12 protein-coding genes are annotated in these 22254 nt (G+C 61.8%); 7 read left to right on the plus strand and 5 right to left on the minus strand.

Annotated elements, in window-relative coordinates; genetic code table 11:
• The first annotated feature begins 60 nt into the window (after positions 1–60).
• Positions 61–9942, plus strand: coding sequence for a hypothetical protein (locus G365_RS24170; protein ID WP_211217705.1), 9882 nt, complete (start codon positions 61–63; stop codon positions 9940–9942).
• Positions 9943–10161: 219 nt separating this feature from the next.
• On the opposite strand, the gene pheT is transcribed toward G365_RS24170, so the two are convergent.
• From pheT to rpmI, 4 genes are all read right to left on the minus strand, one after another.
• Positions 10162–12576, minus strand: a complete 2415-nt coding sequence (gene pheT, locus G365_RS0118645; RefSeq protein ID WP_019647059.1) for a phenylalanine--tRNA ligase subunit beta — start codon at positions 12574–12576, stop codon at positions 10162–10164.
• Entirely contained in the window at positions 12573–13661 is a 1089-nt protein-coding gene (gene pheS, locus G365_RS0118650; protein ID WP_019647060.1) for a phenylalanine--tRNA ligase subunit alpha, read from the minus strand. Before pheS ends, pheT begins: the two co-directional genes overlap by 4 nt.
• Positions 13662–13927: 266 nt before the next feature.
• Positions 13928–14284 (minus strand): 50S ribosomal protein L20, encoded by a 357-nt coding sequence (gene rplT, locus G365_RS0118655; RefSeq protein ID WP_019647061.1) that lies wholly within the window; start codon positions 14282–14284, stop codon positions 13928–13930.
• Positions 14285–14319: 35 nt separating this feature from the next.
• Positions 14320–14514 carry a 50S ribosomal protein L35 gene (gene rpmI, locus G365_RS0118660; protein ID WP_019647062.1) on the minus strand — a complete coding sequence of 65 codons (195 nt, stop codon included), beginning with the start codon at positions 14512–14514 and terminating at the stop codon, positions 14320–14322.
• Positions 14515–14967: 453 nt separating this feature from the next.
• Between rpmI and G365_RS0118665 the strand changes: the two genes are divergently transcribed.
• From G365_RS0118665 to G365_RS0118680, 4 genes are all read left to right on the plus strand, one after another.
• Positions 14968–16149 carry a TAXI family TRAP transporter solute-binding subunit gene (locus tag G365_RS0118665; protein ID WP_169545202.1) on the plus strand — a complete coding sequence of 394 codons (1182 nt, stop codon included), beginning with the start codon at positions 14968–14970 and terminating at the stop codon, positions 16147–16149.
• 49 nt (positions 16150–16198) lie between these two features.
• The gene (locus G365_RS0118670; RefSeq protein ID WP_051089937.1) at positions 16199–17587 is read left to right on the plus strand and encodes a leucyl aminopeptidase family protein; all 1389 of its coding nucleotides are present in this window, start codon (positions 16199–16201) and stop codon (positions 17585–17587) included.
• Positions 17588–17821: 234 nt separating this feature from the next.
• Complete coding sequence (locus tag G365_RS0118675) at positions 17822–18181, plus strand: MarR family transcriptional regulator (RefSeq protein WP_019647065.1); 360 nt, start codon at positions 17822–17824, stop codon at positions 18179–18181.
• A 231-nt stretch (positions 18182–18412) separates the two neighbouring features.
• Complete coding sequence (locus G365_RS0118680) at positions 18413–20383, plus strand: diguanylate cyclase (protein WP_081628630.1); 1971 nt, start codon at positions 18413–18415, stop codon at positions 20381–20383.
• 116 nt (positions 20384–20499) lie between these two features.
• Here the strand turns inward: G365_RS0118680 and G365_RS0118685 are convergent, their stop codons facing one another.
• Positions 20500–20808: a FliM/FliN family flagellar motor switch protein gene (locus tag G365_RS0118685; RefSeq protein WP_019647067.1), complete on the minus strand. Its 309-nt coding sequence runs from the start codon at positions 20806–20808 to the stop codon at positions 20500–20502.
• A 160-nt stretch (positions 20809–20968) separates the two neighbouring features.
• Here G365_RS0118685 and G365_RS0118690 point away from each other — a divergent pair, with 160 nt between their 5' ends.
• Together G365_RS0118690 and G365_RS22370 are read left to right on the plus strand one after the other, a co-directional pair.
• Positions 20969–21454, plus strand: a complete 486-nt coding sequence (locus G365_RS0118690; RefSeq protein ID WP_019647068.1) for a hypothetical protein — start codon at positions 20969–20971, stop codon at positions 21452–21454.
• A 34-nt stretch (positions 21455–21488) separates the two neighbouring features.
• On the plus strand, positions 21489–22253 hold the full coding sequence (locus G365_RS22370; RefSeq protein ID WP_019647069.1) for a Crp/Fnr family transcriptional regulator: 765 nt from the start codon (positions 21489–21491) through the stop codon (positions 22251–22253).
• The last annotated feature ends 1 nt before the right edge of the window (position 22254 follow it).

A 22254-nucleotide genomic window follows, 5' to 3' on the forward strand; every position in this document is an offset into this window, starting at 1 on the left:
GGCCGTGCCGGTGCCGGTGGTACGTGGATTGTCGACAAGGCGGACATCGGCAGCCTGAAGGTGACGCCGCCGTCGAACAGCGACGATGATTTTACGCTGAGCGTGACGCTGACCGTGTCCGACGGGTTCGGCAACAGCAAGACGTCTGATGCGCAGAGCCTTCCGGTAACGGTGACGCCAGTTGCTGACGCCCCGACACTGACCGGGCCGACCGCCGGTATTGCCGGGACGGAAGATACGACGGTGACGCTGGATATCGCGTCGGCGCTGACGGACAGCACGAATGAAAGCCTGAGCATCAAGATTGAAGGTGTGCCGGGCAACGCGACGCTGAAGAGCGGCGGTGACACCCTGAAGGCGAATGCGGACGGCAGCTATACGCTGACGCCGGAACAGCTGAAGGGCCTGACGCTGACACCAGGGGAAAACGACCGGACCTCTGTGACGCTGAAGGTGACGGCAACGTCGACGGAAGCGAACACGGCGGCGGATCCGTCGGAGCAGCAGGCTGCGACCAGCATCGAGATCCCGATCACCTTCAAGTCGGTGGTCGATGGCGGCACGCTGACGATGGCCCCGGCGACGGGCAAGGAAGATACGGCGATCAGCCTGTCGATCACACCGGTGCTGAAAGATGCGTCGGAGACGGTTGACTATATCACGATCAGCAATGTCCCGACGGGGGTTACCCTGAATCAGGGAACCCTGAATGCTGACGGGACTTATACGCTAACCCCTGCCCAGCTGGCTGGCCTGAAAGTGACGCCGCCTGCCAACAGCGACGTTGATTTCACTCTCAAGGTCACCGTCACGGTCCATGATCCGGAAGGGAATGTTGCGACCAGTGCCGCGCAGGATCTGCCGGTGACGGTCCGCCCGACGGCGGATGCCCCGATTGCATCGGTGGCCAAGGCTGACCTTGCGACGGATGAAGATGTTGCGGTCGGGCTTGGTCTGTCGGCTGTCAAAACCGACACTGACGGGTCAGAAGATCTGACCGTGGAAATCAGCGGTATTCCGTCCGGTGGCAAGATCCTTGATGCGTCCGGGAATGTGCTGGGTGTATCCAATGGCGTTCTGACCCTGACAGAAGCTCAGATCAAGGCTGCCGGTGGTCTTGACGCGCTGAAATTCCAGGCTCCGGCCAACGCGTCGGGGGAATGGACCCTGACGGTCAAGGCAACGTCGACGGAAAAAGACACCTCCTTCGGGGTGGTTTCGGCCTCTGACACCACGCAGGTTACCATCAAGGTTGCCCCGGTTATTGATGCCGATCCGCAGAACTTTACGGTGTCCAGTGTCGGCACCAAGGAAGACACCGATGTGGTGCTGGGGATCACGATTCCCGGCACCCTCGGGGTAGATACTGACGGGTCTGAAAGCGTCACCAAGGTGACGATCAGCGGTGTTGATCCGAATGCCAAGCTGATTGCGTCCAATGGAACGCCGCTGACCGCGAATGCGGATGGCAGCTATGAGCTGACCCCGGCCCAGTTGTCCGGGCTTAAGTACCGTCCTGCCCCTGACAGCGATGTCGACAACGTCTTGTCCGTGACCTTCAGTGTCAAGGACCAGAACCCCGACGGGTCGCAGGTCGCAACGGCAGACATTACCAAGTCGATGACCGTGCGCATTGATGCGGTGGCGATGACGCCAACCATTGTGCTGAATGATACGGGCAAGATTGATTCCTCCGGGGCCAGTGCTCCGGTTGGGGCTGACCGGACGATGGTCGAAGCATCCGGCGACTATCATATCAATCTGACTGCCGCCACCGGCGACCCGGCGGATGCCAGCGAGTCGATCCAGTATATTCAGGTTGCGATCACCAGTTCTGACGGTACGACCGGTAACGAGGCGCTGGCGCAGGTCGGCTATTACGAGAATGGCGTGTTCAAGTCGATCACGGCGTTGGGGTTGGGCTCGGACTCTGCCACGGCCGTCAGTGGCGGCAGTGCTGTCACCTGGTACAACGTGCCGGTCGATAAGGCGCAGGATCTGGTAATCCGGGCAAATGACTATTCCGATGCTGACTTCCGGGTGTATGCCCGTTCTAAGGCGGTTGATGTTCCCTCTGACGGCGGGGGTGTAGGAGCCGGTGGAGGGGAAGATACCTCCGATAACACAGCCTACTCGACTCCGGTTTACCTGAACTTTGATGGTAAGGGGGTGGCTGATGGTCTGTCCGTGACGCCTCAGACTCCGGGGACCGGCATTGAGGATAGTGGCCAGAAGGTCTCTTTGGGGCTAACTGCCGCTCTGGTTGATACTGATGGGTCCGAAACTATTTCCGGGACTTTCGCCGGTCTTCCGGTCGGAACGCAGGTTTACAGCGGCACCACTCTGCTGGGAACGGTGCAGCCGGGAACAGCGTTTGCCGTCTCGGGTCTGAGCCAGGCCGCTTTTAACGATCTGTCGATCGTCACCCCGACCAATTATGCCGGTCAGATCACGCTGTCGGCGGATATCTGGACGGTGGAACGGGACCCGTCGAGTGCGGCGACCAAGGCATCGGTCCATCAGACCGTGTCGCAGACGATCACAGTTACCCCGGTGGCGGATGGGATCAGTGAAACTGCCAACAGCGTGACTGTGGCGGAAGATGCGAAGGTTCTGTATCCGGTGACCTTCACGCTGAAGGATACGGATGACACCAGCACCGGTGCCGGGCATGAAGCCGTCACCGACATCGTCATCAAGTCCAGTGACCCGGATATTGTCGGGTCAAAGTGGTGGGCGAAGGTTGATGGTGTCGAGACTGAACTGACCGTCACCAACAATGGGAATGGCACCTACAGCATCACTGTACCGAAGGGCGCGATTGTCCCTAAATCCGGTACCACGGATACGGCGGATGCCTATACGATTGACGGGCTGAAGGTTCAGCCCGCTAAGGACAGCGATGCTGACATCAGCGTGCAGTTCCATGTCACCACCACCGATACCGCGACGGGATCCGCCCCGGAAACCACGGTCAATGTGGTAAATGGCACTGTTAAGGTCACAGCTGTGACCGATAACATCACCCTGACCGCCGCCAATGTCAGCGGCAAGGAAGACGTCAACGGCAATCAGTTTGCCCTCGATCTCAAGGCGGGGCTGCAGGATACCGACGGGTCGGAAGTGGTGCAGTCTGTCATCATTTCCGGTGTGCCCTCGGGCTGGGAAATTGTTGGTGCGACCAAGCAGGCGGATGGCACCTGGAAGGTGACTGATCTGTCGAGTGTCAAGTCGGTCAACAACAACAGCCCGACTCTCAGTGGCCTCTACGTCAAGCTTCCGCAGCATGAGTCGACCCCGACAGACGTGACGCTGACGATGACTGTGTCCTGGAAAGACATGGCCAACGCGTCGGAGTCCACCACGCGGACCCAGAGTGTTGACTTCAAGGTCAACGTTGATCCGGTTGCCGATATGCCGACCGCCGTGATCAAGTCGGTGACCGGTCTGGAAGACACACCGCTGGATGTCTACATCAACCCGACACTGGTTGATAAGGATGGCTCGGAAGTCATTTCCGTCACCATCAGCCAGCTGCCGAGTGGTGTTAAGTTCGGTCACATGGTCAATGGGGTGTTTGTCGAGCTGACCTCGGCGGACAACCACAACGGGACCTGGACCTTCACGGCTGCTCAGCTTGCCAACCTGAAGCTGTTGCCGCCGAAGGACTCCAACGTTGACTTCACCATGAAGGTGACGGTCCGTGCCACGGAACAGCACGATGATGCCGATGGCGATAACTACGCCGAGTTCACCCAGGATGTGAAAGTCGACATTATAGGTGTCGCTGACGGTACAGTCCTGAAGGATGGCGAGGCCATCGTGCGGACCGGTAAGGAAGATCAGGCCCTTGACCTTGATCTGGACAGCGTGACGCTGGCGGACAGTGATGCGGCTGCCGGGCGCCCGGTTTCTGAAACGGCCAGTTATGTCATCGACATCAAGTCCCTTCCGGCGGGGTTCACCCTGTCCGGTGTGCCGGAAGATGCGATGATCCCGTTAGGGAATGGCCGCTGGTCAATTGACCCGCAGTATATCGGTCAGCTCAAGCTGAATCCGCCGAAGGATTTTGCCAACGATTATAGCGGCGGTACCAAGCTGTCGATTTCGCTGGAAGTCCGGTCGACAGAAAATGATGGCGACGTGCGGGTGGAAACCCACCCGATTAACATCACCATCGAGGCAACCCCGGATACCCCGAACGTTGCTAACCCCGCTGCGGGTAAGGAAGACAGCGTTCTGACGATTCCGTTGACCGTCAGCGCCGGTGACAGTGACGGTTCTGAGACCGTGACCGGCATGGCGCTGACCAGTAAGCTCAGCGGGTTTACCATCACCACCGACACCGGGGCGCAACTGGTGTGGGACCCGGTTGACGGCCGCTATGAGGTGAACGGCAACGGTGACCTGCGTGGATACAGCAGCCTGACCCTGACCCCTGATTCCTCCCGTACCGATCTCGGCGGGTCGGCGGCGAAGGTCGACTATACCCTGAAAGTGTCGGTGAAGGACGCCAACGGCTCGACCGCTGATTTCAATGTCAGCAAGACGATTGCCGTGGCGCCGAAGGCGGATACGCCGATTGTCGGTGCTGTGAACACCACAGTGGCCGTGATCGGAGATCCGGCTCCGCTGACACTGAAAGCGCTGAGTGGGGAAGCCGGGCAGACCGTTAATGGTGTGACCACTCCGGATGGATCAGAGAAGATCTCTCTGGTGATTTCTAACATGGTCAACGGGGCTGTTCTTGTTCACAAGAATGCCGCGACAGGGGCATGGGAGCTGGTTGGTCACAATAACGGTGACGGGACCTGGACCATTGACGCCGGTACGTTGGACTCTTTCCGCGATGCGTCGGGGGCTTTGCCGTCCGGGGCGGTTCAGGTCTGGGCACCTTGGGGTCAGCGCGATACCTCCGGTAATTATTCTCCGCTGACGTCGCTGGGTCTGACAGTCAAGGCGATTGCGACGGAACAGGAAGGCAGCGGTGCAGACCGCACGGCCTGGGCGTCAGAGACCCTGACGATCAAATGGGGGGATTCCGGAAACGGAGGGACCGGGGGTAATGGCGGTGATGGTGGCACCGGCGGGACCGGTGGCACCGGTGGTACTCCCACCTGGGGGAACAATGCCTCTCTCACCGGCGTGGAGGACCATGCGGTTTCTAACCTTGGCCTGACCGCTCCGGGTGGGGTCAGTTATGTGATCGTGACCGGGGTTCCTTCAGGGGGCAGTCTGTCTGCCGGGGTGTCTCTGGGCAATGGGGCCTGGAAGGTTGCGTCGGGTGATCTGGGGTCACTGACGTTCAATCCGCCGGAAGATATTGCCGGGAAATCAACCCTGACGCCGGGCGGCGGGCCGATCACGCTGACGATCAAGGGGTACGACAGTGGCGACACGCAGGTTGGTTCTGCGTTCGACCGGGTTGTGACCCTGCGGCCGGAAGCCGATGCCCCGACCGTCAGTGTTCAGCTGGGGTATGCCTATGAAGATGAAGGCATTGCCCTCAGCAAGGTTGTCAACGGTGTTGCCGTAAACAAGATCTCGGTTGTCAGCACTGACAATGATGGGTCGGAAACGGTCTCTGTTCTGATCAAGGTGCCGAAGGGCTTCATGCTTTCCGGCGGTATTGATCCGGAAGGGACGACGACCGTGGCGGGCGGTGACGGTCAGCCGTCGTTCGTTCTCAATGGCAGCGGGGCTGCGGAATACAATGTGTATTCCGTCTCAATGTCGCAGCTGTCGTCTCTGTCGATTGTCCGCGACACCAATGTCCCCGCCGCTGAAAACTATTCCGGCTCGCTGAAAATTTATGTCACAGGCGTTTCGACGGAACTGGAAGGCGGTCAGGCCGTTACGGAAGTGCCGTACGTCATCAACATCGTCGAAAAGGCGGATGGCGCAAATCTGTCGGCAACTCCGGCGACCGGGATTGAAGATCACGGTGCGATTGCCCTGAATCTGAATGCCAGCCTGATTGACGGCAGCGAGTCGATCACCAAGATCTGGATCACCGGCTATGACGCGTCGAAGATGTCGTTCGTTGACGGCAGCGGTCAGGCGGTGACAGATGTCAGCAATCTGACGCTGGCCCAGTTGCAGTCGTTGAAGGCGGTTCCGGCAGCCAATTACAGCGGGACCCTGACCTTCACCGTTAATGCGACCACCAAGGATGGTGCTGATACCCTGACCACGTCGAAGGCGGTCAGTGTCACGGTGACCCCGGAAACCGATATGCCGGTGATTACCGTCACCCCGTCGGAAGCCGGAAAGAGCTATCAGTTCCACGGGGCTGAAGACACGGCGATCAAGCTGAACGTGGCAGCGGCCCTGACCGATACCGACGGGTCGGAACTGATGTCTGTGACCGTGCAGCTTCCGGTCGGCGCCGTGCTGCTGAATGGCAGCGGCGGTGTCGTCGGCGGAAATACCGGGAACGGGACCTGGGTTCTGCGGCCGGAGGATCTGAACAATCTGTATGTGGTGCCGCCGCGCAACTTCAATGGCGACATGACGGTCACCGTCAATGCCACCGCGTGGGAAAAAGGCCATTACGAGGATGCGAAGACAGCAACGTCCAGCATTGTCGTGAAAGTTGATCCGGTCGCTGACCGTCCGGATATCGAACCCCCGGCAACGCTGACGGTCAACGAAGATACGGCCCAGCCGCTGAATCTGAACATTGCCTATGGGGCAGCCAATGAACAGCTGACCCTGACCATTACCGATGTGCCCACCGGCGCGACCTTCACGGTCAACGACGTGGCCATCGGGACGCTGGCCGCCGATGGCAAGACCTGGACCTTCAACAATGCGCAGGTCCAGCAGATCATCACGGCAGGGACCAACGCCTTTAAGATTGTGCCGCCGCCGGACTCGAACACCGATTTCACCATGCGGGTGAAGGTTGATAGCTATGACAACGGCAGTACGGCGACCAGCGCCGGTGCCGGTGCAGATGGGTATCGCCCGATTGCGGTGACGATGAATGCGGTTGCCGATGCGCCGACACAGGCGGTTGCCGCCAATGTTACCGGCAATGAAGACACACCGATTGCACTGAGCATCACCTCGGCCCTGACCGATACTGATGGTTCGGAAACGTTGTCGGTCAAAATCTCCGGCGTCCCGGCAGGGGGAAGCCTGTCGGCGGGCGTTAAGAATGCTGACGGGACCTGGACTGTGCAGTCGGCCGATCTGGCGACCCTTAAGTTCAATCCGCCAGCCAATGCCAGCGGTACTTTCACCCTGACCGCGACCGCGATTGCCACGGAAAAGTCGAACAGCAATACGGCTTCGGCGGCAGACACCACCTTTACGGTGACGGTCAACCCGGTGGCGGATACGCCGTCCCTTGTTCTGGGGACGGTGGCGACCCGTGCTGAAGACGCCAACAACAATGTGGTGCCTCTCAGCATTACGGCAACCAGCCCGGATTCGTCCGAGGTTGTTTCCGTGAAGATCTCCGGCCTGCCCGCCGGGGCGACGCTGAGTGCCGGGACCCTGAACGCGGACGGTTCTTATACCGTTGCGGCAGCCGATCTCACCGGCCTGAGCCTGAAACTGCCTGCCAACTACAGCGGTACGACAACCCTGTCGGTGGTGGCGACCAGTGTGGATGGGGCCAGTAAGGCTGACAGTACGACCGGCACCATCAGCTTCACCACCACGCCGGTGGCGGACGCTCCGACGGTGACCCCGGTGGCTGCCACCGGCACCGAGGACGGTGGCGGGATTCCGCTCGATCTGGGTGTGCGGATGGTTGATACCGATGGGTCTGAAACCCTGAAGGTTGTTCTGGGCAATATTCCGCCGGGGTCGACCCTGACGGCGAACGGGGTGGCGGTGACGATCTCCAGCGGCAAGGCAACCCTGACCGCCGGTCAGTGGTCTGATCTGGTGCTGACGCCGCCGTCAAATTACTCCGGGACCGTTAACCTGAGTGTGGAGGCGACCACCACCGACGGCCCTTCCACTTCGCCTACGACCTCTGCGACTCTGCCGCTGACGGTTACGGCCGTTGCCGACACGCCGACCCTGACCGCCGGGAACGTTTCGGGGAATGAGGACATAGCAATTACCCTGAACCTCAAGTCTGCCCTGACCGATCTTGACGGCTCTGAAACGCTGGTGCTGCGGATTACCGGGGTTCCGTCCGATGCGACGCTGAGCGCGGGAATGCGTAATGCCGATGGATCGTGGACGGTGCCGGGCGACAGCATCTCCGGCCTGACCTTTAAGGCCGGAACCAATGTCAGCGGGACGTTCAATCTGGGTGTTCAGGCTATTTCGACTGAAAAGTCGAACGGCTCGACGGCCAGCACCAGCGTCAAGACCTTCAGCGTTACGGTCAATCCGGTGGCCGATGCCCCGGACGCCAAAGGGGCGGAAATCGTCACCAACTCCGGTACAGCCATTCCGCTGAACCTGTCGGTGATCCATACCGACCCGAGTGAAACCCTGACCCTGACCATTGAAGGGGTGCCGACCGGAGCCGTCCTGACGCACGCCACCGACCTCGGGAACGGGGTGTGGTCGGTTAAGGAAGCGGATCTGGGGAATGTGACCTTTACCGCGCCAAATGGCGGGGCCAACGGTCAGTGGAATATGACCCTGAAGGCCGTTTCCACCGAAAGCAATGGCACCTCGGCGCCTGATACCGTTGCTGTTAATGTCACGGTTGATAACGCGGCGACTGCGGTGACGATCAAGGTGATTGACCCCTATGTGCAGGGGGCCATGGTGTTCTATGACACCGATGGCGACGGCGTTCGGGATGATAATGAGGTCATGGGCTACACCAACGAGTTCGGGGAAGTGACCCTGAACATCGACTCCGGTGTCTCTGGCCGGTTTATTTCCATCGGGGGGATTGACTCCGCGACCGGTAAGCCGGTGGACGGTGTCTTCATCGGTACTGGGTCAACCCTGACGCCGCTGACCACCGTGCTCGACTCCATCGGGTCGCAGCATGGGCAGTCGGCAGCGGAATGGCTGGTCGATAAGATGGGGATGGATCCGCAGACCCTGCATGGGATCGATCTGCAGAACTTCGATCCGGTGGCGACGCTGGTGGGTGACGGGGCGCAGTCGGTGCAGGCCGGTGAAATCCTGCGGGCCGGGATGATGGTGCAGAACACCGTCTCGATGCTGACGTCGGTGATTGAAGGCAGCCATCCGGGCATCACCAACGTTGATGCAGCCAAGATCGCCCTGCAGCAGGTGGTCGCGGCGGTTGATGAACATGGGATGTCGGCCCTGACCACCGGGGCGGCGGATCTGGTCCGCGATGCCCTGACTTCTGCGGGGAATGATGGCCTGAGTGTCTCTGATGACGCGGTCAATGCCATGGCCAAGTCGATTGCCGATAACAACACCGCCTTGCAGTCTCAGACCGGTGGGACCGGGAAGGAACTGCTGGCCAATCTGTCGGCTGTGTCCACCGAGGCGCAGGGGACAGTTGCCGATCATCTGCATCAGGTGGCCGATGCCGCAACCCCGGAGCTTCCTGTGCAGCCGGAAACCCCGGCTCAGCAGGAGGCTGCGGCCCATGCGGATCCGACCGGTCAGGAGAATGCGTCCGTCCATTCTGACGCCTCTGCCCATGAGCAGGGGGGCCAGACCCAGACCACGCCGGACAGCTGGGATACCTTCCTGTCCAGTGAGCATGGGGCGACAGCACAGGGTGGCGTTGACGGTCATGACACTTCGGCCATTGATGCCTACAACAGTCTGGCTCTGTCGGAACATGGTACCGGCTCGGTGATGGATAGTGTTGGAACGGACGGGATGGACAGCACCCATGCCATCGCGGCCAGCGACACCAGCAGCAGCGATATGGCCGGTCTGGACGTCAATCATGGTTCGGCGGGCGATGTCACCACCCCGGCGACTGACGATCATAGCCATGCCACCATCGCCTCGATGAGCATGGCCTCGTAAGGCCGATCCCCTTTTAACTTAAAAACCCCGTCAGTCTGACCGGACTGGCGGGGTTTTTCGTTTCTGTTGCTGCTCGGTCTTCAGGGGGGCTGATCTGGCAGATCTCTGTCGCCGACAAACAAAAACGCCCGGCACTCAGGCCGGGCGTTCTGTCTTAAAAATCACAGGCGATCAGAGTGTGTCCCCGAGAAAGCGGGGTTCGCTTTCTCGGAGAACGTCTTAGCCGCGCAGAACACCGCCGGTCGCCTTTTCGATGGCAGAAACGATCTTCTTCGAGACTGCATCCAGTTCATCATCGGTCAGGGTGTGGTCGGTCGGCTGTAGCAGAACCCACAGGGCCACCGACTTTTTCCCGGCGGGCATATGCTCGCCTTCGTAAACGTCGAACACCGATGCGTCGGTGATCAGCGCCTTGTCCGCTCCCTTGGCCGCCCGGGTCAGGGCGTCGGCGGCAACGGTGCTGTCCACGACGAAGGCAAAGTCACGTTCCAGCGGCTGGAACGGTGAGGCCTTCAGCAGGCTGCGCGCCTTGCTGGCAGTCTTGCCACCCTTGGTTTTCGGCTGCGGCAGAGCATCAAGGAACACCTCGAACCCGGCCAGAGCCCCTTTAACCCCAAAGTCACGGGCAACACGGGGGTGCAGATCCCCGAAGGTCGCCAGCACGTCCCGGCCCAGACGCAGGCAGCCCGAACGACCGGGATGGTAATAGGCCGGGGCGTCGGTGGAAACCTGCAGGGACTCGACATTGACCCCGGCGGCCTTCAGCACTGCGAGGGCATCGGCGCGGGCATCCAGGGCATCCACGGGGCGCTGCTTGGTATCCCAGTGGCGGGGACCGGACTTTCCGGCACGCAGACCGGTGACCATCTGCTTCTGGTCGCCCGGGTTGCCACCATGGAACTGCGGGCCGACCTCGAACAGAGCGACATCGGCAAAACCACGGGCGGCGTTACGGACGGTGGCATCAATCAGATTCGGCAGGATCGACGGGCGCATGCTGTCCAGATCCGACGAGATCGGATTGGCCAGTTTCAGGCTATCCTGCCCACCGCCAAAGGCGGCCACCTTGTCGCTGGACATGAACGACCAGGTGACGGTCTCATTCATGCCCCGGGCGGCAAGGGTGCGGGTCAGCAGGCGGATAGTCTTCTGCTTGGCGGTCAGCACCGGTGTCGGCATCGACGGGCGCGGCAGCGGCAGGGTGACAAGGTTGTCGTAGCCGTTCAGGCGGGCGACTTCCTCGACCAGATCATGTTCTTCGGTCAGGTCGCCGCGCCACGACGGGGCAACGGCGGTGATGACGCCATCAGCCAGCGTGGCGGTGCAGCCCAGCCCGGTCAGCAGGGTGACCATTTTTTCCGGGGCGACATCAATGCCGACCAGCTTCTTCACCCGTTCCGGGCGCAGGGTGATGGTGCGCTTCCAGTCCGGAACCGCTCCTGCCACTTCAACGGCGGACGGGGTGCCGCCGCACAGGTCAAGGATCAGGCGGGTGGCCAGTTCCATGCCCCACAGCGGGCTCTCCGGATCAACACCGCGTTCAAAGCGGTGCTTGGCATCGGATTCGGCGGTCAGTTTACGGCCGGTGGCAGCGATCAACAGCGGGTCAAACAGCGCCGCTTCGACAAAGACGTTGACGGTCTCTTCGGTGCAGCCGCTGGCGCTGCCGCCGACCACGCCGCCGACAGACAGGTCACCCGCCTCGTCGGCGATGGTGACCATCCAGTCTTCCAGCGTGTAGGTCTTGTCGTTCAGGCACGCAAGCTCGGTGCCCGGGGTGGCCATCTTGACGATGACAGTGCCGGTCAGTTTGTCGGCGTCAAAGACGTGCAGCGGGCGGTTCCAGCCGACGGTGACATAGTTGGTGATATCAACCAGCGCCGAGATCGGGCGCAGGCCGACCGCCACCAGACGGTCCTTCAGCCACTGCGGGCTTTCGCCGTTTTTCACACCACGGATCAGGCGGCCGACGAACAGCGGGCAGGCTGCATCCTTGCCATCCGGCAGGCGGCGGACCACTTTGACCGGGCTTTCGAACTGGCCGGCGACAGAGCCTTCTGTCAGCGGGTCGGCCTTCAGGGTGCCGATGCCAAAGGCGGCCAGATCACGGGCAATGCCGCGCACGCCAAGACAGTCGGCGCGGTTGGGGGTGACGGAGATATCAATCACCGGGTCAATCGACAGCACGCTGGCCAGCGGCACACCGACCGGGGTGTCTTCCGGGAGTTCGATGATGCCGTCATGATCTTCGCCCAGGCAGAGCTCACGGGTCGAACACATCATGGCCTGCGATTCCTGCCCGCGGACCTTGCCTTTCTTCAGCACATCGCCGGAGACGGGAATGACGCAGCCGGGCAGGGCCAGCGCCACTTTCAGGCCCGCACGGGCGTTGGGGGCACCGCAGACAATCTGCAGGGTTTCCGTCCCGGTGGAGACGGTGCACAGCTTCAGCCGGTCAGCGTCCGGGTGCTTTTCAGCGGTCAGGACGTGGCCGGTGATGAAGCCGGTCAGTTTGGAGGCCGGATCAATGATCTCTTCGACTTCCAGCCCGATTGAGGTCAGGGCTTCCCCGATCTGGTCAAGGGTGGCGTCAGTCTCAAGATGATCCTTCAGCCAGGACAGGGTGAATTTCATCGGGTCAGCCCTCCGGTCAGGCTCGGAACATCATGGGGGCCAAAGCCGTAGTGCTTCAGCCAGCGCACGTCGGAATCAAAGAAGGTCCGCAGGTCGGGGATGCCGTACTTCAGCATGGCAATCCGCTCCAGCCCCATACCGAAGGCAAAGCCCTGATACTCTTCGGGGTCCAGACCGCAGGCCTTCAGCACGTTGGGATGGACCATGCCGCAGCCAAGGATTTCCAGCCAGTCTTCACAGCCGTCCTCGCGGGCGCCGATGCGCAGCTCACCGCCCTTGCGGGAGCAGCCGATATCAACTTCCGCGCTCGGCTCGGTGAACGGGAAGAACGACGGGCGGAAGCGCACGGTGACGTTCGACACCTCGAAGTAGGACTCGACGAATTCCTTCAGACAGCCCTTCAGGTGGCCCATGTGGGTGGCCTTGTCGATGACCAGACCTTCGATCTGGTGGAACATCGGCGTATGGGTCATGTCGGAGTCGCAGCGGTAGGTGCGGCCCGGGATGATGACGCGGATCGGCGGCTTCTGGCTCAGCATGGTGCGGATCTGCACCGGGCTGGTGTGGGTGCGCAGCAGGTGCCGGACCCCGCCTTCCTGTTCCTGCAGGAAGAAGGTGTCGTGCATTTCGCGCGCCGGATGCCCGGGCGGAAAGTTCAGCGCGGTGAAGTTATGGAAGTCATCTTCGATATCCGGCCCTTCAGCGACGGCAAAGCCCATCTGCCCGAAGATCGCCACCACCTCGTCATAGGTCTGGCTGATCGGGTGCAGGGTGCCGTCACGCTCCGGGCGCACCGGCAGGCTGACGTCGATGCGCTCGCTGGCCAGTTTGGCATTCAGGGCAGCTTCGGCGAAGGTGGCCTTGCGGGCGTCGAGCAGGGCGGAGAGTTCATCCTTCACCGTGTTGACGGCCTGCCCAAAGGTCCGGCGCTGGTCCGGGTCCATCTGGCCAAGGGTCTTCATCAGGTCGGTGATCCGGCCTTTCTTGCCAAGCGCGGCAATGCGCACGGCTTCCAGCGCATCGGCATCGGCGGCGGCGTTGACCGCCTCCAGCAGTTCGGCGCGCAACGCCTCAAGAGTATCCATAGTCGGGCCATCCCACGTGTGTGGGCCGGTATCCTGAGCCGCGTGGCGGCGGCCTGAGGCATCCGGCCGGTGTCACTGTGTATAAAGTGTGCAGACTGAATAAACAAAACAGGCCGCCTTGGGAAGGCAGCCGAGGTCCCAGAGCAGACAAAAAGGGGTGCCTTGAGCGGGCAGCCTTCTTTTGCGGCAAAAAACAAGGGCTGCCTCGTTCAAGGCAGCCCCTGGGCAACATCGCTGCTTTTCCGGGCCGGAGCCCGGCGGTAAGCTTAGCCGAGGGCCGCCTTGGCCTTTTCGACGAGCTTGCCGAACGCTTCCGGCTCACGCACGGCCAGATCGGCCAGCACCTTACGGTCCAGCTCGATGCCAGCCTTGTTCAGGCCGTCAATGAAGCGGGAGTAGGTCAGACCCAGCTCACGGGCACCGGCGTTGATACGCTGGATCCACAGACCGCGGAAATCGCGCTTCTTGTTGCGACGGTCGCGGTAAGCGTACTGAAGGCCCTTTTCGACCTTTTCGATCGCAATGCGGAAGTTGGTCGAGTTACGGCCGCGGTAACCCTTGGCGAGTTCCAGGACCTTCTTGTGACGGGCATGGGTGGTGACGCCGCGCTTCACACGAGACATAGCAGTATTCCTTCAATAACCGGGTGAAACGGGGCTTAGCCGTGCAGGTACAGCTTGACGATCCGGGCGTCGCTGTCGCACAGGATCATGGTGCCGCGGGCCTGACGCTTCATCTGCTGCGGCTTGTTGCGCAGCATGTGACGCTTGTTGGCGACGTTACCACGGACCTTGCCGGTGCCGGTCAGACGGAACCGCTTCTTCGCGGCGCTCTTGGTCTTCATCTTGGGCATTTGTCGTATCCTTTGTTAAGGGACAGTCCCCACCGGGGAAACCGGGGAGAAACTCCATCTGAGCGGTTGGGCATGCCCGGCGAAGCATTGTCCCTGCTGTTCTTCCCGCGTCATTGAAGACGGGAATTCAGCGCAGGACATAGCTCCGCACCGCCGCGCCGCTCGGTTCGGAAGACGGGGGTTATACACGGGCACCGGGGGAAACACAAGGGCGCAGGCGGATGATTTCCGGTGCAGGTGTGCCCTGCGGTATTCTCTTTGGGGGCGTGTCTTCGTCCGGTGGTATGGATCGGTCGTAACCATCGGGGAAAACAGTCCATATCTGCCTTTTCTCAGGTTATTGGGGCTGGGATTGCGGGTGCAAAAACGGTACTATGGGGGCAGGCCGCGCTTTGGCGCATCGGGCCTGTTGCCGCCGTTTTCTTCTCCCCCCTCCGCCCGGAGTCCCGTCTCGTGACCGGCTCAACTCTTCCGGCCCGCCGTCGTCTGCGGCAGGGCGATGCCTGCTCATACCGTCATGGTTCCCTCACGGTTCTGTCGCAGACGCTGTGGCAGGGGGCTGGCCTCAGGCGTTGGGTCAGGCTGCTGAAAGGGTGGGGGGCGGTGATTTTCGCCCTTGCCGCCCTGCTGCAGACAGGGGCGGCTTTGGCCCAGTCTGTCCGGCCGGATGCGGTGCCGGGGCTGGAAGGGGCGGGCGTGCGATTCTTACGAATCGGCACCGGGCCGACCAGTGGCACTTATTTTCCTGTCGGCGGGCTGATTGCCAATGCCATTTCCAGCCCGCCGGGGGCCCGCCCCTGTGACCGGGGCGGCAGTTGCGGGGTGCCCGGTGTGATCGCCGTTGCCCAGTCAACGCTGGGATCGGTTGCTAATCTCGACAGTTTGTCCCGTACCGAAATCGACATGGCAATCAGCCAGACCGACGTGGCTTTCTGGGCTTATACCGGGGGCGGTCTGTATAAGGGCACGCCGCCGCAGAAAGGGCTGCGGTCGCTGGGTTACCTGTATCAGGAAGCGTTCCATCTGGTGGTGCGCAAAGGCAGCGGCATTAACAGCATCCGTGATCTGAAAGGCAAGCGGGTGGCGGTCGGCGAAGAAGGGTCAGGCTCTCTGGTCGAATCGACGATGATCCTTGAGGCTTATGGTCTCAGCCTGAAGAAGAAGCAGTATACCCCGCTCTATCTCAAGCCCGGTCAGGCGGCGGATGCCCTGCTGAAAGGGGATCTTGATGCCTTTTTCTTTGTTGCCGGTCCGCCGACGGCCATCATCGCCCGACTGATGGAAACCACCGAGATCCGCATCCTGCCGATTGTCGGCCGGACGGCGATGAAGCTGGTGGAGGAGATTCCGTTCCTGCAGCAGGGCCTGATCGGTGAAAATCTGTATCCCGGCATTGCCGCGGTGCCAACGCTGACGGTCGGCTCCATGCTGCTGGTCCGTGACGATATGCCGGAAGATCTGGCTTATCAGCTGGCAAAGGCATTGTGGCACCCTAACAATCTCCGTCTTTATGCCCGCAGCCACCCCAGCGCAGCGCAGATGGCCCCACGGCAGGCGGTCACCAGTGCTGGGATTCCCTTGCATCCGGGGGCCGAGCGTTATTATGTCGAGGCAGGTCTGCTGCCTGCCCGCTGACGGGCGGTGGCGACTCCCCCTCTCTCTCCGCTGACCGTTGGACCTGATCATGACTGAGTACCTCCGCCCCCTGACCTGCCTTACCGACTCTGTCGGGGCAGCCGTGCCGTTGCGCCTGGTGTCCGCTGAAACCGTGCGGTCAGCGGCAGAAACACTGCCGGTCTTCGCCCGTTCTTCAGGGTTCAAAGGGGCGGCGGGGTCTGTCTGTCTCTGCCCGGCGGCCGATGGCAGCGTGCAGGAGGTTCTGGTCGGCATCGGTGACGGTACGGACCGTTGGGCGACGGCTGCCCTCTCCACGTCTCTCCCGGAAGGGGTGTATGCCCTGTCTGACGGTGTCGCCCCGGATCTGGCGGCGGCGGTGGCGCTGGGGTGGGAGCTCGGGGCCTATACCTTTGACCGCTACAAGAGCAAACCGACCGCACCGCGTGCCCGCCTGCTGTGGCCGCAGGGTGTGGACCGGGCAGAGGTCCTCCGGCAGGCTGAGGCCGTGATGCTGGTGCGTGATCTGGTCAATACCCCGGCAGAAGATATGGGGCCTGCCGCGCTGGAGCAGGCGGTGCGCTCGGTTGCGGCCCGTCATGGGGCCAGTCTGTCGGTAACGGTGGGGGATGACCTGCTGACCGCTAACTATCCGGTGATCCACGCTGTTGGCCGCGCTGCAGCCCCGGATCGGGCACCACGGCTGATCGATCTGCACTGGGGGCCAGAGGATGCGCCGAAGCTGACTTTGGTCGGTAAAGGAGTGTGCTTTGATACCGGCGGTCTGGACCTGAAAGGGGCCGGGCCGATGCGTCTGATGAAGAAAGATATGGGGGGGGCGGCTCACGCGCTGGCGCTGGCTCATCTGGTGATGGCCGCCGGGCTGCCGGTGCGCCTGCGGATGTTGATAGCGGCGGTGGAAAATTCCGTCTCCGGATCGTCCATGCGGCCCGGCGATGTTTTCCGGAGCCGGAAAGGGCTGACGGTCGAGGTCTCGAACACCGATGCGGAAGGTCGCCTGATCCTGTGTGACGCCCTTGCCGAGGCCGATTCTGATGCACCGGCCCTGTTGCTGGATTTCGCTACCCTGACAGGGGCCGCCCGCGTTGCACTGGGGCCCGATCTGCCTGCCCTGTTCACCAATGACGACAGTGTCGCCGCTGACTGGATGGCGGAAGGGCTGGCGCAGCAGGATCCGGTGTGGCGCATGCCATTGTGGGCGGGATACCGCAGCATGCTCGACAGCCCGGTCGCCGATCTCGACAATTCCCCGGAAGGCGGAATGGCAGGCAGTATCACGGCAGCGCTGTTCCTGCAGGAATTCGTTTCGCCCTCGACACCTTGGGCGCATCTGGATGTTTACGCCTGGAACCCCAAGGGGCGGGCCGGCCGCCCGGCTGGTGGCGAGGCGCTGGGGCTGAGGTCTGTCTGGGCGATGATCCGGCAGCGGTTTGCGTAAGTCAGGGACAGGAACGGGGCGGCAGTGACCGCCCCGTTGTTTTTGAGCGGCCTGACCGGCGCTTTTCCGCAGGGAGCGAGGGGGGGTGATCCGTTGATATTGTTTCGGTTGACGAACGGTTTCAGGTTCTCTTAACTCTTTTCCCTGTACAGTGCTTCCGCACGGGGATGTATCCTGCCTGTTGAGGTTCCCTTCGGGTTGTGCATCCCCTGTCAGTAACAATCGGGTCGGGTCATGAGCATCAAGATCAGCGCAGTTGAAGCCCTCGACCTCTGGCGGGGAGCCATCGTCGAGAGCGTCCGTCGTGAAGCGCCTGATCTGTCGGCCCGGCAGATGGCCCTGCTGCTGACGGTGTATCTGACGCCGCCGCCGCATACGGTGCGGGGGCTGGCCATCAGCATGAATGTGTCAAAACCCGCGATTACCCGGGCGGTTGACCGTCTGTCGGAGTATGGGTTGGTTAAGCGGAAGATTGATGAGCAGGACCGGCGCAGTGTTTTGATACAGCGCACGGTCAAGGGGTCGGTCTTTCTGCGGGAGTTTGGGGATATTATCGTTTCGGCTGCGGCGGCTTCAGCTGCGCAGGGAAGCTGACAGGGCGATTCTCGGCCTGTATTTGATATGCCTCAGGGTTGAGAAGGTGCTGCTCAAAAGAGAGTAATTGGCCCCATTTCTGCCTTGTCTGGAATGTGTTACCGTTTTCCCGCGCATGAAGAAATTGGAACTGTCAAAGGGGTGAGGCCGGATTCTCTGCAGGTATGCATGCGGTGTGTCGCTGCGTCTGCTGTGGGCCGGTACTGGGCGTGTTCCTGAAGGGATACAGGCATGAGGCGAGGGTGCAGGGCGTCTGCAGAGGATCGTCGGGGTGACTGCGGGGGCATTCTAGCAGATGCTGGCCCATCGGCAGGTCGGCCCGGATCTTTCCTGTCGCGGGCTCTCTTTCTTCTTCCTGTCCTTTTGTGGGCCATCATCACAGCCCCTGCGCTGGCAGCGGGCAGCGAAACCCTTCCGGGGTCCGGGGTTCTACTGGTCCGTCCCGGTCAGGCTCCGGTTCCGGTTGCGGCCTCCTATCTCTATCTGAAAGACCCCGGCGGGACCTTGACCCTTGATCAGGTCAAGGATCGGCGGGCTGAGTTTGTCCCCTTGGGACTCGGTGATGCCCCGAATTTCGGGATGAGCCCGGATACTCATTGGTTCCGGGTCGGCCTCTATCCAGAGGCGGACGAGGATGCCCGCCAGATCCTTAAAACGTTCGAGGTGACAGCCCCGACCGTGTCGCAGGTGCGGGTTGCGGTGGTCGATCCGGTCACGGGCCAGACCCTGTCCGATCTGCAGACCGGGTATGGCTATCCGTTTCTCAGCCGTCCAGAGCCCTACCGGGCGGTTGCAGTCCCCTTGGTGCTTGATCCGGGCCGTCCGGTCGATCTGTATCTACAGCTGCGCTCGCAGGGGTCGCTGGATGCAGCGGCGACCCTGTGGGATCCGAAGGATTTCGAGACCTACAGCCGTAACTCGTATCTGGTGTACGGCCTGTATTTCGGGGCGCTTGGGGCCCTGATTCTGTACAACCTGATGCTCTTTGTTTCGCTGCGGGACACGACCTATCTGCTGTATGTGGCCTTTGCCGGGGCGCTGGCGATGGGCAATCTGGCCCACACCGGTATCGGGTTCCAGTTTCTGTGGCCTGAGGCGGTGGGCTGGACCGGCGTGGCGCATGTTATTCTCTATGCGCTGGTGCTGTTTTTCGGGCCGCTGTTCTGCCGGTCGTTCCTGCGGCTGGATATTCATTCGCGGTTGTTGTCTGGCCTGATGGTCACCTGTGCGGCAGCGGCGCTGGTGGTGATTGCCCTGACCCTGACGCTTGGCTTCCGGGTGGCGGCAATCGCTGAGTCCCTGCTGGGGATGATCTTTCCGGTTCTCGCGGTTGTCAGCGGTATTCTGGCCTGGATGCGGGGGCAGCGTTCTGCCCGCTGGTTCCTGCTGGCCTGGAGCATTCTTCTGGTCGGGATTGCCCTGCTGGCGGCCCGCAATATGGATTTTATTCCCAACACCTTTGTGACCCGCCATGCCCTGCAGATCGGCAACGTGCTGGAAATGTTGCTGCTGTCCTTCGCCCTTGCGGAGCGTATCGCCGATCTGCGCCGCCAGAAGGCGGAAGCGGAGGCGGAGGCAGTCAGTGCCCGGCAGGCGATGGTTGCAGCTCTGGAACGGACTGAGCGTGAACTGGAGCGGGCTGTTGATTCGCGCACCCGTGAGCTGATGGCGATCAATGATACCCTGGTCCGCCAGCGCAATGAGCTCAGTCAGGCGGTGCAGACCGACTCCCTGACCGGCCTTGCCAACCGGGCCGGGGTCCGGGACCGGCTGCAGATGAGCATTGCCCGCTGTGGCCCGGGGTCGTTTGTCGGGGTTCTGCTGATGGATCTGAATGGCTTTAAGGAAATCAACGACAGCTTTGGTCACCTGAGCGGGGATGTGGTGCTGCGGGAGGTCGGGAAGCGTCTGCGCTCCTGCGTGCATCGCAGCAGTGATACCGTCGGCCGTCTGGGGGGGGATGAGTTTGTTGTCGTGCTGGCCGGGCTGAAGACGCCGGAGGACGCGGGAACGGTTGCCGCCACGATCAACCGGGTTCTGGCGGAGCCGGTTCCGCTCGGCGAGACCCGCGTAAATCCCGGGGCCAGTATCGGTATCGCCTCTTACCCGGTTGATGGGGATGACGTCGATACCCTGCTGGAAATTGCCGACCGCCGCATGTATGCGGTCAAGCGCGAAGCCAAGGCCGGGGTTGTTCTATAGGCCGGTGCAGGCTGGTGGCACCTGTTTCTTCTCTTTGCCCCTGAACCGCAGCGGGCCCGGCACCGTTGTTGTGCCGGGCCCGCTGTCATGCAGGATATCTGAGGAAGGCCGGGATCTTACTTGGTGTAGATCGACCGGACCAGTTCGGTCAGGGTTACGCCGATTCGGTCTCCATCAGCGATGGTGACTTCACCGCGGGCCACCAGCACGTCGTTGGCAAAAATCTCAACCGGCTGATCGGTGCGCTGATCCAGCTCAACCACCGCGCCGCGGCCCAGTTTCAGCAACTGGTGAACCCGCAGGGTGGCCTGCCCCAGCACCACGGAAATTTCAACCGGAACGGTGAAGATCGCATCGCCGCTGCTGTCGCGGACCCCGCCGATGGTGGAAAGCTGGGGATCGTCGGAGGTGGAGAAGTCAGCCATGGTCCTGTCCGGCAGAAGATCTTAAGACAGGAGAGTCCTGCCACAGGAAGATTAACAGTCCCCTTCCGCAGACGCTACAGTATGATAGTCACGGTCCCCCGGCAGGCTGGTCTCCGGGGTGGCTTGTCCGTGTGATGTCAGGGTTGGGGAGTGAGGTGGCGTGCAGACGCGACACGACCGGAAAGCGCGGGACCGTCAGGGGATAGCCCCTCTGCTGGCAGGGTATGGTCTGGCGGCGGTGCTGATCCTGTGTCCGGTGGCCGGGGGCCAGGCGGCATCCCCGGTGATTGATATCTCGGGTGACGGTATTCCTGATGAGATCACGGTCACCCCGACGGCGCCGGATGCGGCGGTGCTGTCGTTGCGTCTTGGCAACAACAAAGGTGCTGCATCGCTGGCAATCGGCTGGTGTCAGGGTTGTGGGCCGGTCTACGCGGTTTTCCATACCGGAATGCTGGACGGCGATGACCTGATGGTGTTCAGTCCCGACCGTCAGACCCTGCGCTGGATGCAGTGGTGGGGTGGCAGGCTGATCGAGCAGAGAGCAATCCCCCTGAAAGGGGAAGGGCGGGCGATTGAGGCCATGGATGACAAGACAATCAATATCCGTTTGCGGAACGCCGATATGGTGACCATATCGTTCTGACCGGCGGCCGGTTGCAGAGGACAGAAGACCCGCCATGGATCAGATCAGCCCCCATGCCCTTGATCGCCTGCTTCCGCCGCCATCGGCAGAAGTTTGTCGCCGTGTCAGCCGGTGCCGGGCCTGTCTGATCCGTCCCCGGGCTCTGTTCGGCCCGCTGTCGCTGCCGGAGCTGGATGAGGTGGCCCCGCAGGTGCCCGACGTCACCGCTCCGCCGGGGACAGTCCTGTATACCGCCGGAGAACGACCGGAAGCGGTTTTCATCCTGCGGCATGGACTGGTCAAGCTGGAGCAGTATCTGCCGAACGGAACCTGCCGGATTGTGCGCCTGATGCGACCCGGCGCAGTTCTGGCGCTGGAAACGCTGGTCAGCGGTGAATGCGACCATACGGCTGTGGTGGTTAATCGCGCTGATGTCTGCCGGGTTCCGTTACCGGTGGTGCGGACGGTGATGGAAAAGCAGCCGTCGCTGTTTCCAGAGATGCTGCGGCACTGGCACCAGCTGGTGCGTCAGGCTGACGACTGGCTGACCCACTTTTCGTTGGGGGGGGTGCGGCAGCGGGTGGCCCGCTTCCTGCTGTCGATGGGCGGGGATGAAATCGGACAGACCGATGCCTCGGTGGTTGAGCTGCCGTCCCGCGATGATCTGGGGGCCATCCTTGGCACCACCAAAGAGACAGTCTCCCGCATGGTTGCCGATTTCCGCCGGGACGGGTTGCTGGTCAATCTCGATCCTCACCGGGTCCGGGTTGACCGGGCCCGGCTGGAGGCCATCGCCTATGCCGATTCCGACGGTGGCTGAT

This window comes from Novispirillum itersonii subsp. itersonii ATCC 12639 (assembly GCF_000381985.1).
GTDB lineage: Bacteria > Pseudomonadota > Alphaproteobacteria > Rhodospirillales > Rhodospirillaceae > Novispirillum > Novispirillum itersonii.

Excerpts from the sequence above, each read along its gene's own strand:
- rplT (WP_019647061.1), bottom strand. The coding sequence starts at position 14,284 with ATGTCTCGTGTGAAGCGCGGCGTCACCACCCATGCCCGTCACAAGAAG.
- rpmI (WP_019647062.1), bottom strand. The coding sequence starts at position 14,514 with ATGCCCAAGATGAAGACCAAGAGCGCCGCGAAGAAGCGGTTCCGTCTG.
- G365_RS0118680 (WP_081628630.1), top strand. The coding sequence starts at position 18,413 with ATGAGGCGAGGGTGCAGGGCGTCTGCAGAGGATCGTCGGGGTGACTGC.
- G365_RS0118670 (WP_051089937.1), top strand. The coding sequence starts at position 16,199 with ATGACTGAGTACCTCCGCCCCCTGACCTGCCTTACCGACTCTGTCGGG.
- G365_RS0118685 (WP_019647067.1), bottom strand. The coding sequence starts at position 20,808 with ATGGCTGACTTCTCCACCTCCGACGATCCCCAGCTTTCCACCATCGGC.
- pheT (WP_019647059.1), bottom strand. The coding sequence starts at position 12,576 with ATGAAATTCACCCTGTCCTGGCTGAAGGATCATCTTGAGACTGACGCC.
- G365_RS0118675 (WP_019647065.1), top strand. The coding sequence starts at position 17,822 with ATGAGCATCAAGATCAGCGCAGTTGAAGCCCTCGACCTCTGGCGGGGA.
- pheS (WP_019647060.1), bottom strand. The coding sequence starts at position 13,661 with ATGGATACTCTTGAGGCGTTGCGCGCCGAACTGCTGGAGGCGGTCAAC.
- G365_RS22370 (WP_019647069.1), top strand. The coding sequence starts at position 21,489 with ATGGATCAGATCAGCCCCCATGCCCTTGATCGCCTGCTTCCGCCGCCA.